Source organism: Streptomyces sp. NPDC031100 (genome assembly GCF_055570785.1).
Genome location: NZ_JBVIGN010000002.1, coordinates 415067 through 429338 on the forward strand (window position 1 = coordinate 415067; position 14272 = coordinate 429338).

General features: G+C 72.6%; 11 protein-coding genes. 7 read left to right on the top strand and 4 right to left on the bottom strand.

What is annotated here, in order from left to right; translation table 11 throughout:
• Positions 1–13: 13 nt before the first annotated feature.
• Positions 14–1339, top strand: a complete 1326-nt coding sequence (locus ACZ5DS_RS06100; RefSeq protein WP_468234567.1) for a damage-control phosphatase ARMT1 family protein — start codon at positions 14–16, stop codon at positions 1337–1339.
• Here the strand turns inward: ACZ5DS_RS06100 and ACZ5DS_RS06105 are convergent.
• Both ACZ5DS_RS06105 and ACZ5DS_RS06110 read right to left on the bottom strand, forming a co-directional pair.
• Positions 1316–2581, bottom strand: coding sequence for a cytochrome P450 (locus tag ACZ5DS_RS06105; RefSeq protein WP_468234568.1), 1266 nt, complete (start codon positions 2579–2581; stop codon positions 1316–1318). The two genes, ACZ5DS_RS06100 and ACZ5DS_RS06105, sit on opposite strands and share 24 nt — an antisense overlap.
• Positions 2578–3360 carry an alpha/beta fold hydrolase gene (locus ACZ5DS_RS06110; RefSeq protein ID WP_468234569.1) on the bottom strand — a complete coding sequence of 261 codons (783 nt, stop codon included), beginning with the start codon at positions 3358–3360 and terminating at the stop codon, positions 2578–2580. The genes ACZ5DS_RS06105 and ACZ5DS_RS06110 overlap by 4 nt, the downstream gene beginning before the upstream one ends.
• Positions 3361–3562: 202 nt before the next feature.
• Here ACZ5DS_RS06110 and cyc2 point away from each other — a divergent pair, with 202 nt between their 5' ends.
• Both cyc2 and phsA read left to right on the top strand, forming a co-directional pair.
• Positions 3563–5719 carry a germacradienol/geosmin synthase Cyc2 gene (gene cyc2 / locus ACZ5DS_RS06115; protein ID WP_468234571.1) on the top strand — a complete coding sequence of 719 codons (2157 nt, stop codon included), beginning with the start codon at positions 3563–3565 and terminating at the stop codon, positions 5717–5719.
• A 120-nt stretch (positions 5720–5839) separates the two neighbouring features.
• Complete coding sequence (gene phsA, locus ACZ5DS_RS06120) at positions 5840–7717, top strand: O-aminophenol oxidase PhsA (RefSeq protein WP_468234572.1); 1878 nt, start codon at positions 5840–5842, stop codon at positions 7715–7717.
• Between the two features lie 10 nt (positions 7718–7727).
• Here the strand turns inward: phsA and ACZ5DS_RS06125 are convergent, their stop codons facing one another.
• On the bottom strand, positions 7728–8462 hold the full coding sequence (locus ACZ5DS_RS06125) for a CTP synthase C-terminal region-related (seleno)protein (RefSeq protein WP_468234574.1): 735 nt from the start codon (positions 8460–8462) through the stop codon (positions 7728–7730).
• 93 nt (positions 8463–8555) lie between these two features.
• Here ACZ5DS_RS06125 and ACZ5DS_RS06130 point away from each other — a divergent pair, with 93 nt between their 5' ends.
• From ACZ5DS_RS06130 to ACZ5DS_RS06145, 4 genes are all read left to right on the top strand, one after another.
• Positions 8556–9419 carry a LysR family transcriptional regulator gene (locus ACZ5DS_RS06130; protein ID WP_468234575.1) on the top strand — a complete coding sequence of 288 codons (864 nt, stop codon included), beginning with the start codon at positions 8556–8558 and terminating at the stop codon, positions 9417–9419.
• A 148-nt stretch (positions 9420–9567) separates the two neighbouring features.
• Positions 9568–10131 carry a PDZ domain-containing protein gene (locus ACZ5DS_RS06135; protein ID WP_468234576.1) on the top strand — a complete coding sequence of 188 codons (564 nt, stop codon included), beginning with the start codon at positions 9568–9570 and terminating at the stop codon, positions 10129–10131.
• A 141-nt stretch (positions 10132–10272) separates the two neighbouring features.
• Positions 10273–11400: an aminopeptidase P family protein gene (locus ACZ5DS_RS06140; RefSeq protein ID WP_468234577.1), complete on the top strand. Its 1128-nt coding sequence runs from the start codon at positions 10273–10275 to the stop codon at positions 11398–11400.
• Between the two features lie 53 nt (positions 11401–11453).
• Complete coding sequence (locus tag ACZ5DS_RS06145; RefSeq protein WP_468234579.1) at positions 11454–12398, top strand: phosphotransferase family protein; 945 nt, start codon at positions 11454–11456, stop codon at positions 12396–12398.
• 87 nt (positions 12399–12485) lie between these two features.
• Here ACZ5DS_RS06145 and treZ read toward each other — a convergent pair whose 3' ends face one another.
• Positions 12486–14231, bottom strand: coding sequence for a malto-oligosyltrehalose trehalohydrolase (gene treZ / locus ACZ5DS_RS06150; protein WP_468234580.1), 1746 nt, complete (start codon positions 14229–14231; stop codon positions 12486–12488).
• Positions 14232–14272: the final 41 nt, after the last annotated feature.

A 14272-nucleotide genomic window follows, 5' to 3' on the forward strand; every position in this document is an offset into this window, starting at 1 on the left:
TACGGTGACGGACATGCCCGACACCCCGACGGCGCCCGTGATCCTCGGCAACGAACCCGGCTCGTTCCCGCACAGCGTGCTGGCCGAGCGGCACCCCGCGATCATCCGGCAGGTGCGGGAGGCCTTCCCGTACGGCCCCGGGCAGCACCGCGCGCTGGACGAGCTGCTGAAGAGCTGCACCGAAGGCGTGATCGAGCCACTGCCCGAGGACGCGGCCGACCGCGACCGCTGGCGCGCCTGGGGCCTGGACGACCAGGTCGGACGGTCCTGGTTCGACGTGCCGTGGCTGTGGTCCGAGAGCTGGTTCTACCGCCGGCTGCTCGACGCGGTCGGCTGGACCGGCCCGGGAGCCTGGCAGGGCATCGACCCGTTCCGCCCCTTCAAGCGGGCCGAACTCGACGCTCCGGAGACCGACGAGGAACTGGCCGCTCTCGATTTCAATGGCTCCTTCGCCTCCGGGGCGCTTCAGCCGGTGTCGAGCGCCCGACCGTGCTCAGCCCTTCGGGCCTCCGCGCGCTCGGACTCTCGACACCGGCGCACCCCTGCGGCTCACTCGCGGGGCGCCCTCCAGGACCGGCCGGAGCAGGAGCGGGCCCGCGCCCTGCTGCACGGCTCGCTCTGGGGCAACCGCGCCGACCTGGGCTTCCGCCTGTCCGCCGCGGGCGCCGAGGCCGGGGAACCGGCCCCCGCCCTGGTCGCCGACGACAGCGAGACCCTGTGGTCGCTGCTGCCGGTCTCCGGCGCCGGCACCCTGGTCCTGGTCGCGGACAACGCGGGCCGCGAACTCGTCCCCGACCTGCTCCTGATCGCCCATCTCCTCACCGAGGGGCGGATCGAGCGCGCGGTCCTGCACGTCAAGCCGTACCCGTACTACGTCTCCGACGCCACGACCGCCGATGTGGTCGACGCACTGCAGCGCCTCGCCGCGGCACCGGGCGCGGCCGCCGGGTACGGGCGGGTGCTCTGGTCGGCCATGGCCGACGGCCGGCTCAGGGTGCGCGCCCACCCCTTCTCCTGCGCCCCGCTGCCGTACGCCGACCTGCCGGACGACCTGCGCGCCGAGTTCGCCTCGGCCACGCTGACCATCGTCAAGGGCGACCTCAACTACCGCCGTCTGGTGGGCGACCGGTGGTGGCCGCCCACCACCTCCTTCCAGCAGGTCACCGCCTACTTCCCCGGCCCGGTCGCCGCCCTGCGCACCCTCAAGTCCGACGTGATCACCGGCCTGACCGCGGCCACGGAGGCCGCGCTGGTCGCGGCCGAGGGACAGCGCTGGCGCACGGGCGGCACGCACGCGCTCATCCAGGTGAACGCCTCAAACGACGCTCAGCGGCAGTGATTTGAGGCCGTTGATGAAGTTGGACACGAGCCGCCCGGCCGGCCCAGCGGGGCGCGGCGGCCCGGGCAGCGCGCGCAGTACCTCCTCGTAGAGCAGCCCCAGTTGCAGCCGGGCGAAGTGGGCACCCAGGCACACATGCGGGCCGTCCCCGAAGGACACGTGCGGGTTGGGTGTGCGGGCGAGGTCCAGCCGGCCGGGCTCGGCGAAGACCCGCTCGTCCCGGTTCGCGGAGGCGTGGAACACCACGACCTTGTCGCCCGCCCGGATCCGGCGGCCCGCCAGCTCGGTGTCCCGCGCGGCGGTCCGGCGGAAGGTGAGCACGGGCGGATGCCAGCGCAGCAACTCGTCCACCGCGGACGGCATACCGACCTTTCCGGCGTGCAGCAGCTCGTACGCCTCCGGGTGCTCCGCCAGGGCCAGCAGTCCGCCGGGTGCCGCGCTGCGCACGGTGTCGTTGCCGGCGACGGTGAGGAGGAAGAAGAACATCTCCAGCTCGGCTTCGGCGAGTTCGGCGTCGTGGGCGAGTGTCGTCATGATGTCGTCGGCCGGATACCGTCGTTTGTACACGGCCAACTGTCCGGCGTAGGCGAACATGTCCCGCAGCATCGCCGGCGAACGCGGGTTGACCGGGTTGCCCGCCGCGTCCAGCACGGGGGCGCCGGCCTCGTCCGGATCCTGGTAGCCGATGACCCGCTGCGTCCAGTGCAGCAGCAGCCGCCGGTCGCTCTCCGGAACCCCCAGCAGATCCGCCAGGTTGAGCAGGGCGTACTCGTCGGTGACGCCCGCGACCACGTCGACCGTGCCGTCGCCCGAGCGAGCCTCCTCCCGTGCCCGGTCGAGCAGGGTGCGGGCACGCTCGCGGGCGAGTGCCGCGAACCGGTCGATGCGCCCCGGAGTGAACGCACGGCTCACCGTCCGCCGCAGCCGCCCGTGCTGCGGCGGATCCTGATTGAGCATCATGCGCCGGATGAACGGCAGGTCGTCCGGGTCGGGGTCGCGGATCTGGGTCGCGCCGATGTACGAGGAGTAGGTCGCCGCGTCCTTGAGCACCCGGACCACGTCGGCGTGCCGGGTCACCGCCCAGAAGCCGGGCCCGGCCGGCCAGCCCAGCACCTCCGGCTCGTCCTGCCAGGCCACCGGGTGGTGGTCGCGCAGGATGCGGTAGTCGGCGTACGGCACCCCGGCGGCGTACCGGCGCGGGTCGAAGACGTCGGGCACCGGCGGAGCCTCGCGTACGGTCACGCCGGCTCGCCCTCGTCCGCCCGCAGGAAGTCCTCCACCGTGCGGATCAGCTCCAGCGGGGTCTCGTCCATGGCGTAGTGGCCGGCGCAGGCCAGCGGCACGAGTTCGGCGCGCGGGTACCAGGACATCCAGGTCTCCCGCATCAGCGCCGGGGAGAGGGCCGGATCGAGTTCACCGGCCACCGCCAGCGCCGGCACCTCGCAGCCCTCGACGTCGACGCGGAAGTCCTCGCCCGCCCACGAATCCAGCCAGGCCCGGAACGCCTTCGCGTCACTGCACTCCAGCGAGCGCTCCACCATCCGGTCGAGCCAGGCGGCGGGGCGGCGGCTCCCGGTGGTGAAGTCGATGATCGCGCGCCGGTTCTCCGGCCGGTGCGCCGCGTCCGCGAACAGCACGCCCTGCTCGCCGGGCAGCGGCAGCCCCGATGCGGGCACGGGGGAGACGCCGACGATCCGGCGCAGCCGGTGCGGGGCGACCGCCATCAGCCGCTGCGCCACCGCGCCGCCCATGGAGTGCCCGATCACCGAGAACCGTTCCCAGCCCAGCCGGTCCGCCAGCTCCACCAGGTCCACGGCCGCCTCGGTCGTCGTACAGGAGCCCACGGCGTCGCGGGCGCCGCCGTAGCCGCGCAGATCGACCAGTGCGTACGTGAAGGCGGTGCGGTCGAGATCCGGCAGGACGGCCGCGTAGGCCGAGCGGTCGGCGAACCAGCCGTGCACGGCGAACACCTTGTGGGCGCCGTCGCCGTGCACCTCATGGGGCAGGACAAAGGAGGTCATGCGCCTACCGTGGCCCCCGCGCGCGGGGGCGGCAAGAGTGCGGACGGGGCAGGCTGTCTCCCTGGGGCTGCCGGTCGCCGATGCCACAGGCCAACGTCAGGAAAATCCGCGCAAGTTCACCGTTTCTCCGCCGGTTCACGCGATGGTGTGATCATGTCCCTGGGGGTGGATGGCCCTCCCGGGAGCCGGGTAGGGCCCGGCCATGACGCAGCCGTTCGAACTCCCGCACTTCTACATGCCGTATCCCGCGCGGCTCAACCCGCATGTCGACGAGGCCCGTGCCCACTCGACGCAGTGGGCGCGCGAGATGGGCATGCTGGAGGGCTCCGGGGTCTGGGAGCAGGCCGACCTGGAGGCCCATGACTACGGGCTCCTGTGCGCCTACACCCACCCCGACTGCGACGGCCCGGCCCTGTCGCTGATCACCGACTGGTACGTGTGGGTGTTCTTCTTCGACGACCACTTCCTGGACATGTACAAGCGCACCCAGGACCGCGCCGCAGGAAAGGCCCACCTGGACCGTCTGCCGCTGTTCATGCCACCGGACCTCACGACACCGGTGCCGGAGCCGGAGAATCCGGTCGAGGCGGGCCTGGCCGACCTCTGGAGGCGCACGGTGCCGTCGATGTCCGTCGACTGGCGCAGGCGCTTCTCCGTCGCCACCGAGCATCTGCTCAACGAGTCCATGTGGGAGCTGTCCAACATGAACGAGGGGCGGATCGCCAACCCGGTCGAGTACATCGAGATGCGCCGCAAGGTGGGCGGCGCCCCCTGGTCGTCGGGGCTCGTGGAGTACGCCACCGCCGAGGTGCCCGCCGCCGTCGCCGGGACCCGCCCGCTCAGGGTGCTCATGGAGACGTTCTCCGACGCGGTCCACCTGCGCAACGACCTCTTCTCCTACCAGCGGGAGGTCGAGGACGAGGGCGAGAACAGCAACGGCGTGCTCGTGCTGGAGACGTTCTTCGGCTGCACCACCCAGGAGGCCGCCGAGACCGTCAACGACATCCTCACCTCGCGCCTGCACCAGTTCGAGCACACCGCGCTCACCGAAGTGCCCGCCGTCGCCCTGGAGAAGGGGCTGAGGCCCGACGAGGTCGCCGCGGTGGCCGCCTACACCAAGGGACTTCAGGACTGGCAGTCCGGCGGCCACGAGTGGCACCTGCGCTCCAGCCGCTACATGAACAAGGGCGTCACCACCGCCGCACCCTGGCAGAAGCTCACGGGTCCCGGCACCTCCGCCGCCGACATCGGCGCGGTGCTTGCCTCGGCCGCAGGGGAACGCCTGCGCGCGTACGCGCACGTGCCCTTCGAGAAGGTCGGCCCCTCCCTGCTGCCCGACTTCTACATGCCCTACGAGGTCGAGCTCAGCCCGCACCTGGAGGCGTGCCGCCCCCGCCTGACCGTGTGGATGCACCGCATGGGCATGCTGGAGGAGGGCGTCTGGGACGAGGACAAGCTCGCCGCCTACGACCTTGCGCTGTGCTCGGCCGGGCTCGACCCGGACGCCACACCGGAGGCTCTCGACCTCAGCGCCCATTGGCTCGCCTGGGGCACCTACGCCGACGACTACTACCCGCTGGTCTTCGGAGCCCGCCGCGACCTGGCGGCCGCCCGGCTGTCCACTGCCCGTCTGTCGGCGTGCATGCCCGTCGACGGCGAGGCGACAGCTGTCGTCCCCGTCAACGGCATGGAACGCGGCCTGATCGACCTCTGGGCCCGCACCACCGACGGCATGTCCCGAGACCAGCGGCGCGCCCTGCGCGACAGCGTCGACAAGATGACCGAGAGCTGGGTGTGGGAGCTGTCCAACCAGCTCCAGAACCGCGTCCCCGACCCGGTCGACTACCTGGAGATGCGCCGTGCCACCTTCGGCTCCGACCTCACCCTCGGCCTGTGCCGCAGGGGCCAGGGACCCGCGATCCCGCCGGAGATCTACCGCACCGGCCCCGTCCGGGCGCTGGAGAACGCCGCCATGGACTACGGGTGCCTGACGAACGACGTCGTCTCGTACCAGAAGGAGATCGAGTACGAGGGGGAGATGCACAACGCGATCCTCGTCGTGCAGAACTTCTTCGGCTGCGACTATCCGGCCGCGCTCGGCATCGTCCACGACCTGATGACCCAGCGCATGCACCAGTTCGAGCACATCATCAGCCACGAACTGCCCGTCCTGTACGACGACTTCGGCCTGTCCGCGGGGGCGCGCGAGGCGATGGGGGACTACGTGCTCGACCTCAAGAACTGGCTCGCGGGCGTCCTGCACTGGCACCGGGAGGTCGACCGCTACAAGGCCGACTACCTCGCCCGCCGCACCCACGGCTTCGTACCGGACCTCGGATCCGCGGTGCCCCTCGGCTGACGTGCATCGGCGATTTCCGAAACTTTTCGGCCAGAACGGCATATTCGGGGAACTTGGCCGAGGTGTCAGGAGTCTTCTGAGGCAAGGGGAACAGACGACAGAACACGGGGGTGTTCGACCTTGACCGACATCATCGAGAGGATCACCAAGGGCATCGCGGGGCAGCAGGCACCCGAACCGGGCGAACTGACGCCGTACGTCGCCCGGTTACCGGTCCCGCCCGTCCTGCGCCCGGCGTCCGCGTCCGCCGACGTGACGCACGAGACGGAGATCGCCCTGCGCCCCACCTGGGTCCGCCTGCACCCGCAGCTGCCGCCGACCCTGATGTGGGGCTACGACGGCCAGGTGCCCGGCCCGACCATCGAGGTGCGGCGCGGACAGCGCATCCGCATCGCCTGGACCAACCGCATCCCGAAGGAGAGCGAGTACCCGGTCACCTCGGTGGAGGTGCCGCTGCGCACCGACGGCCGCCCGCCCGCCACCACCGAACCCGGCCGCGAGGGCGTCGAACCGAACAAGGACGTCGCCGCCCTGCCCGCCTGGACGGTGACCCACCTGCACGGAGCCCAGACCGGCGGCGGCAACGACGGCTGGGCCGACAACGCCGTCGGACATGGCGACGCCCAGCTGTCCGAATACCCGAACGACCACCAGGCGGTGCAGTGGTGGTACCACGACCACGCGATGAACATCACGCGGTGGAACGTGATGACGGGCCTGTACGGCACCTACCTCGTCCGTGACGACGAGGAGGACGCCCTCCATCTCCCGTCCGGGGAGCGGGAGATACCGCTGCTGCTCGCCGACCGCAACCTCGACACCGACGAGGACGGCCGCCTCAACGGCCGGCTGCTGCACAAGACGGTGATCGTCCAGCAGCGGAACCCGGAGACGGGCAAGCCGGTCTCCATACCGTTCACCGGCCCGTACACCACCGTCAACGGCCGCATCTGGCCGTACGCCGACGTGGACGACGCCTGGTACCGCTTCCGGCTGGTCAACGCCTCCAACGCGCGCATCTTCAACCTCGTCCTGGTGGACGAGGACGACAACCCGGTGCCGGGCGTGGTCCATCAGATCGGCAGCGACGGCGGGCTGCTGCCTCGCCCGGTACCGGTCGACTTCGACGCGGCGCTGCCCACGCTGACCGCCGCCCCGGCCGAGCGATTCGACCTGCTCGTGGACTTCCGGGGGCTGGCGGGCAGGAAGCTCCGGCTGGTCAACAAGGGCGCCAACCAGCCCGCGGGCGTGCCCGACCCGAAGGGCGACGTGCGGTATCCGGCGGTCCTGGAGTTCCGCGTCCGCGAGAGCGGCACGTGCGACACCTTCGAACTGCCCCAGGTGCTCTCCGGCTCCTTCCGCCGCCTCACGCACGACATCGAGCACGGCCACCGCCTGATCGTGCTCACTCCGCCCGCCACCAAGGGCGCCGGCGGCCACCCGGAGATCTGGGAGATGACCGAGGTGGCGGACCCGAGCGGCCTTGAGCTGCCCGCCGACGGCGTCATCCAGCTCACCGGGGCGGACGGCAGGACGAAGACATACCGGCGCACGGCACGGACGTTCAACGACGGTCTCGGCTTCACCATCGCCGAGGGCGGCTACGAGCAGTGGAGCTTCCTCAACCTCGCCCCGATCGTCCACCCGATGCACATCCACCTGGCCGACTTCCAGCTGCTGGGGCGCGACGCGTACGACGTCTCGGGCTTCGACCCGGCGGTGGGCGGCACCCGTACCCCCATCGCGTACGACGCGGGCAGGCAGATACCGCTCGCGCCCAACGAGTTGGGCCACAAGGACGTCTTCCGCGTCCCCGGCGGGCAGATCCTGCGCGTCATGGGCCGGTTCGACGGGGCGTACGGCCGGTTCATGTACCACTGCCACCTGCTGGAGCACGAGGACATGGGCATGATGCGGCCCTTCGTCGTCATGCCGCCCGAGGCCCTGAAGTTCGACCACGGGGCGCACGGCGGCCACGGCGGGGGCCACACCGGCTGACCCGGTCAGGTCATGCGGGCCGGCGCTCCATCCGGCCCGCGTGCTCCACCGCGGCTCGCGCCATCGCCCGCACCACCGGATGGGGGCGCGAGCCGTCGCCGGACAGCTCCGGCTGGAACAGCGTGGCCAGGAAGAAGGGATGGCCCGGGAGCTCGGCCACCCGTACCTGCCCGTCCTCGTCGTGCCCGGAGAACCGCAGGCCGTGGGCGCGGAGCGTATCGAGGTGGCGGGAGGGGCCGTACGCGCAGAAGTACCGCTCGACCGTGCGCGTCGAGCCGATCACGGACTCGGCGAGCGAGCCCGGCTCAAGGGCCACCGCAGCCTCGTGGCCCACCAGAGAACAGGCCAGCGGCTCGATCAGCAGGTCCTCGGCGTCGGGGTCGTTCTCGGCGTGCGCGGTCCGGGTCAGCCCGCACACGTTCCGGGCGAACTCCAGCAGAGCGTGCTGGAAGCCGCCACACGTGCCGAGGAACGGGATGCCCTCCTCGCGCGCGGTGCGGACGGCCGCGAGGACGCCCGCCTCGCTGCGGTAGGGGCTGCCCGGCAGCACCCACACCGCGTCGAAGCCCCGCACCGCGCCCTCGGCCTCCGCGTCCTTGGACGGAATCCAGTAGGCGTCCAGGACCAGCCGGTCGCGTTCGGCGAGGGCGTCCAGCAGGAGCGGGATGCGGGTGTGGGAGACGACGGTGGGGGAGCGGTCCCCTACGAGGGCCAGTGTGGCGGTGCGAGCTGCGGTGTTCGTCATGCCGTTCATCCTGGGCGGCGCCCGTGGTTCACGTCCAACGATGATTTCTGCACCCTCGATAAGCGTTGCTGATGGAGTGGGATCCTGTTCCGCATGGACCCGCACCTGTTGCGCACGTACGTCACCGTGGCGCGCCTGGCCTCCTTCTCCGAGGCCGCCCGCGAGCTGGGCTACACCCAGTCCGCGGTGTCCCAGCACATCGCCGCCCTCGAACAGGACCTCGGCGCACCCCTGCTCACCCGGCGGCCCGTCACACCCACCGCGGCGGGAGAACGCCTCCTGGAGCACGCGGGCCCGCTGCTGCTGCGCCTGGACGCGGCCCGCGCCGACGTCGTCCGCATGGCCGCGGCGCCCGCGCACGGCCTGACCCTCGCCGCCACACCGACCGCCCTCGGCCCCGGCGTCCTACGCGCGCTTCCGGTCGCGGGCGTGACCCTGCGTGTCCTCACCCGGGACGCGATCCCGGCCGCCGTCGCCACCGGCACCGCCGACCTCGGCCTGGTCGACGGTCTCGCGGCCCCCAGCGACCCGCTGCGGCTGCCCGACGTGGCACCGCTGACCACGCACGGCGTTGCCGAGGAGCCCGTCAGCGTCCTGCTGCCCGCCGGTCACCCCCTTGCCGGCCGCACCGGCCTGCGCCTCGACGACCTCGTGGACGCCCGCTGGCTCGACGCGCCCGACGCGGCCCTCCCACTCGCCCAGCTGCGCACCGCGGCCGGCGGCGCCTTCCGTCCCGCCCTCCGCTACGACGGCACCGACCTGCGCACCCTGACCGCCCTCACCGCCGCCGGCCACGGCCTCGCCCTGCTGCCCCGCGCGACGGCCGCGGGCATCCCGGGCACGGTCGCCGTCCCGCTCGTCGCACCCCGCGTCGTCCACCGCACGGAACTGCTGCACGGCGGCGCACCGAGGGGAGCCGCGGCCGAGCTGGTCCGGCGACTGGTGGACGGTGCGTGAGGGCCCTGCCCTGCCACGCCGACGAACCGTGAAACGTTCGCCTCGATGTCCATGACTACCCTCCGCCACGCTCCGGCCAGTCTCACTCGTTCGTGTCACGTCGTGGACCGGCGCCACGGGTAGAGCACCAGCCGGAGGCGAGCGAACCATGGAACAGACTGCGTTGCGTCCCAAGCCGATGCCCGGTCAGGAACGGCGGGAGAGCGGCACGTCCGTCCCCGTCCGGCGCCCGCACGCCGCGCCCCGACGCGGCCGGCGTACCAGGACCGTGCTGTTCGGACTGTTCACCGGCACCGTCCTGGTGCTCTCCGGGGTCGGAATCGGCACGGTCGGCGCCACGGTGATCGGCATGAGCAGGCTCGCCGAGCTGCAGCGCCAGACCCCGCCGCACAGCCCCACGGCCCAGCCCGCCCCCTCCGCGTCCCCGAGCCCCGCCGAGGCCCGGACCGGCGCGACCCTGGGCGTGGAGGTCGTCGACGCCGAGAAGGCCGGCGCCATGGTGGTGGGCGTCCATGTGCCCGGCCCCGGCTACACGGCGGGCCTGGTGCGCCGCGACGTCCTGCTGCAGTTCGGCGGCGCCCGCGTCGACTCGGCCGCCGACCTGGCCCGAGCCGTCGCCCACGCCCGTCCCGGAACGGCGGTGATCCTGACCGTGCGCCACCCCGGCGGCGGCTACCAGCAGCTGACGGTCGTTCCGGGGGTGGTGACCTGACAAGATGGTTCCCATGCCGAGCCCCCTGTCCGCGGACCGCGCGCGCGTGATCCCGGAATCGGCTCGCGCAGCCCTGTCCGGCCGGGCAGGATGCTGCCCGAGACCGATTCGCCCCTACCTCGACCGCGCTCGGAGGACCGGATGACCGGCACTACGCCCGCGCCCTTCACCGCCGACGACTACAAGGCCCGTATGGAGCGTGCCGCGCGCACCGCCGCCGACGCCGGCCTTGCGGGACTGCTCGTGGCGCCGGGACCGGACATGGTGTGGCTGACCGGCTACACGCCCACCGCGGTCACCGAACGGCTCACCCTGCTCGTCCTCACCCCGGGGCACGACCCCGTGCTGGTCGTGCCCACCCTCGAGGCACCGGACGCCGAGCAGGCCGTCGGCGCCTCCGCGCTCACCCTGCGCGACTGGACCGACGGCAAGGACCCCTACGCCGTCACCGCCGCCCTCCTCGACCACAGTGGCCGCTTCGGCATCAGCGACAACACCTGGGCGATGCACCTGCTGGGCCTCCAGCGCACCCTGCCCGGCACCTCCTACGCCTCCCTCACCGACGCCCTGCCCATGCTGCGCGCCGTCAAGGACCCGGCCGAACTGGAACTCCTGGCAGCCGCCGGGGCGGCTGCAGACGCAACGTTCGAGGAGATCCGGAAGGTTCCCTTCGCCGGTCGCCGCGAGTCCGACGTCGGTCACGACCTCGCCGACCTGCTGCGCCGCTTCGGTCACTCCCAGGTCGACTTCACCATCGTCGGCTCGGGGCCCAACGGCGCCAACCCGCACCACGAGGTCGGCGACCGCGTCATCCAGCAGGGCGACATGGTCGTCCTCGACTTCGGCGGCCTCAAGGACGGCTACGGCTCCGACACCACCCGCACGGTCCACGTCGGCGAGCCGACCGAGGAGGAGCGCACGGTCCACGACATCGTGCGCGCCGCCCAGGAGGCCGGCTTCCGGGCCGTACGGCCGGGCATCGCCTGCCAGGAGGTCGACCGTGCCGCCCGCGCGGTGATCACCGACGCCGGATACGGCGAGTACTTCATCCACCGCACCGGCCACGGCATCGGCGTCACCACGCACGAGCCGCCGTACATGATCGAGGGCGAGGAACAGCCCCTCGTGCCCGGCATGTGCTTCTCCGTCGAGCCCGGCATCTACCTGCCCGGCCGCTTCGGGGTACGCATCGAGGACATCGTCACGGTGACCGAGGACGGCGGCCGCCGCCTCAACAACACCACCCGTGAGATGGTCATAGTGGACTGAGAGACCAGGAGACACACCCTCGACGACATCCCGGAACGGCTACGGCGCGACTCATGACCCAGGCACCGACACCCACCGCGGACACCGTCCGCAGACTGGTCCGTTCGCTGCTCAAGGAGAGCAAGGAGACCGCGAGCGGCACCGAGGGACCCGACGTCCGGCCCATCACCGAGGGCCGTACGCACACCTGGTGGGTCGGCACCCGCCATGTGCTGCGCCTTGCCCCCGACCGCGACGCCTCCGTCCTCCGCCGCCGGGAGCTGCGCCTGCGCGACCTGGTCCGCCCGCACGTGCCCGTCGCCCTCCCGACCAGCGTCGCCCACGGCGACTGGGCACCCGGCCTCGCCTACACCCTGGACACCAAGCTGCCCGGCGGCACCGCCGAGGAGTACGACGTCTCCGCCGTCGGCGAGGCCGACCTCGCCGGGCTGCTCACCGGACTGCGCGCCGTGCCCCCGCGGCAGGCCGAGACGCTCGGCGTGCCACGCACCGCCCCGCGCTCCCTGGAGGCGCTGCGTCGCATGGCCGTGCACGCCGCCGAACGGCTCGCCGCCACCGACGAGTTCGACGCCGAGCGGCTGCGCCAGCTCACCCCGCCCGGCGCCGCCCAGCTCGCCGCACAGCCCGGCACCGCGGTCCTCACCCACCACGGCCTCATCGGCGAGCACGTGGTGGTCAGCGCCGACGGCCGGGTCCGCGGCATCCTGGAGTGGACCGCAGCGGCCCTCGGGGACCCCGCCGAGGACATCGCCGGACTCGCCGTCGCCGTCGGCTCCCCGGCCGCCGTCCGCGCGGCCACCCTCGCCGGCTACGGCGCCCGCCCCTGCCTGCGCGGTCTGTGGCTCGCCCGCTGCGACACCGTCATCCGCCTCGCCGACCGCCTCGAAGGCCGCACCACCGGCTCCCTGCCGCTGCTGCGGACCCAGCTGACGCGCGCCTGGGAGCCGATCCTGCTGGAGCGGGTGACCGAGTTCAAGGACGACGAGGCGGAGCCGTAGGGCCTGTCTGACAATTCCGGCCTGCCCCGCGACGCCGCGGGGCCCGCCCTCCGGGCGGACGACGGGAATTGTCAGACAGGCCCTGGCTCAGGGCTGGAACAGCACCACGCACGACTCCCCGGGCACCTGCAGCAGCCCGTCCGGGCCCGGGGCCGCCACCGGGTCCCACGCGGCGAGGACCTGCACCGGGCGGGTGCCCAGCGGGATCGCCGCCGGCTCCTTGCCCAGGTTCACCGCCACGCGGACGTCCCCGCGCCGGAACGCCAGCCAGCGCGCCTCCTCGTCGTACGCCACCTTCATGTCGGCCAGGTCGGGATCGGTGAGGTCCGGCTGCTCCCGGCGCAGCGCGATCAGCCGCCGGTACCAGGCCAGCACGCGCGCGTGGGGCTCGCGTTCCGGCTCCGACCAGTCGAGGCAGGACCGCTCCCTGGTCGCCGGGTCCTGCGGGTCCGGTACGTCCTCCTCGGCCCAGCCGTGCTGCGCGAACTCCCGCCGCCTGCCCCGCCGTACCGCCTCGGCGAGCTCCGGATCCGTGTGGTCGGTGAAGAACTGCCAGGGCGTGCCGGCCGCCCACTCCTCGCCCATGAACAGCATCGGCGTGAACGGCGCGGTCAGCGTGAGCGTGGCCGCGCAGGCCAGCAGGCCGGGGGAGAGCAGGGCCGAAAGCCGGTCCCCCTGTGCGCGGTTGCCGATTTGGTCGTGCGTCTGGCTGTAGCCCAGCAGCCGATGGCCGGCGATGCGCGCCCGGTCCAGCGGGCGGCCGTGACTGCGGCCCCGGAAGGTGGAGTACGTGCCGTCGTGGAAGTACCCGCCGGTGAGCGTCTTGGCGAGCCCGGCGAGGGGAGCGCGCGCGAAGTCGGCGTAGTAGCCCTGGGACTCGCCGGTCAGCGCGGTGTGCACGGTGTGGTGGAAGTCGTCGTTCCACTGCGCGTGCAGCCCGAGGCCGTTCTCCGCGCGCGGGGTGATGATCCGCGGGTCGTTCAGGTCGGACTCGGCGATCAGGAACAGCGGCCGGCCCAGCTCGCCGGCGAGGGCGTCGACCGCCGCCGACAGTTCCTCCAGGAAGTGGCACGCGCGCGTGTCGCACAGCGCGTGCACCGCGTCCAGGCGCAGCCCGTCGATCCGGTAGTCCCGCAGCCACGCCAGCGCGCTGCCCAGCAGATACGCGCGCACCTCGTCCGAGCCGGGTGCGTCCAGGTTCACCGCGGCGCCCCACGGGGTGTGGTGCGTGTCCGTGAAGTACGGCCCGAACCGCGGCAGACAGTTGCCCGACGGGCCCAAGTGGTTGTGTACGACGTCCAGGACGACACCCAGGCCGAGTCCGTGCGCCCGGTCCACGAACCGCTTCAGCGCCTCGGGGCCGCCGTACGGCTCGTGCACGGCCCACAGCGACACCCCCTCGTACCCCCACCCGTGCCGCCCCGGGAACGGGCACAACGGCATCAACTCCACGTGGGTTACGCCCAGTTCCACCAGGTGCTCAAGCCGTCCGGCGGCCGCGTCCAGGGTTCCCTCGCGGGTGTACGTGCCCACGTGCAGCTCGTAGAGCACCGCGCCCGGCAGCGGGCGTCCCGCCCACGCGGCACGCCACGCGTACCGCCCGTGTCCGACGACCGCGCTCAGGCCGTCCGGGCCGTCCGGCTGGCGGCGCGAGCGCGGGTCCGGCAGCACCGGACCGTCGTCCAGCGCGAACCCGTAGCGCGAGCCGTCGTGTGCCTCGGCCTCCCCCGTCCACCAGCCTGCGCGCTCCGGATGGCGCTCCAACGCGCGCGTGGCACCCTCGCAATGGAGCGTCACACGGTCTGCCTGCGGTGCCCACACCTCGAACTGCACGGACGGTTCCCCTTCGTCTGCTCACCGTGATGTAGCCGGTC

Bases quoted from the DNA above. Each gene is read 5' to 3' on its own strand.
- ACZ5DS_RS06110 (WP_468234569.1), bottom strand. From the start codon at position 3,360: ATGACCTCCTTTGTCCTGCCCCATGAGGTGCACGGCGACGGCGCCCAC.
- cyc2 (WP_468234571.1), top strand. From the start codon at position 3,563: ATGACGCAGCCGTTCGAACTCCCGCACTTCTACATGCCGTATCCCGCG.
- ACZ5DS_RS06140 (WP_468234577.1), top strand. From the start codon at position 10,273: ATGACCGGCACTACGCCCGCGCCCTTCACCGCCGACGACTACAAGGCC.
- ACZ5DS_RS06130 (WP_468234575.1), top strand. From the start codon at position 8,556: ATGGACCCGCACCTGTTGCGCACGTACGTCACCGTGGCGCGCCTGGCC.
- ACZ5DS_RS06135 (WP_468234576.1), top strand. From the start codon at position 9,568: ATGGAACAGACTGCGTTGCGTCCCAAGCCGATGCCCGGTCAGGAACGG.
- ACZ5DS_RS06100 (WP_468234567.1), top strand. From the start codon at position 14: ATGCCCGACACCCCGACGGCGCCCGTGATCCTCGGCAACGAACCCGGC.
- ACZ5DS_RS06125 (WP_468234574.1), bottom strand. From the start codon at position 8,462: ATGACGAACACCGCAGCTCGCACCGCCACACTGGCCCTCGTAGGGGAC.
- ACZ5DS_RS06145 (WP_468234579.1), top strand. From the start codon at position 11,454: ATGACCCAGGCACCGACACCCACCGCGGACACCGTCCGCAGACTGGTC.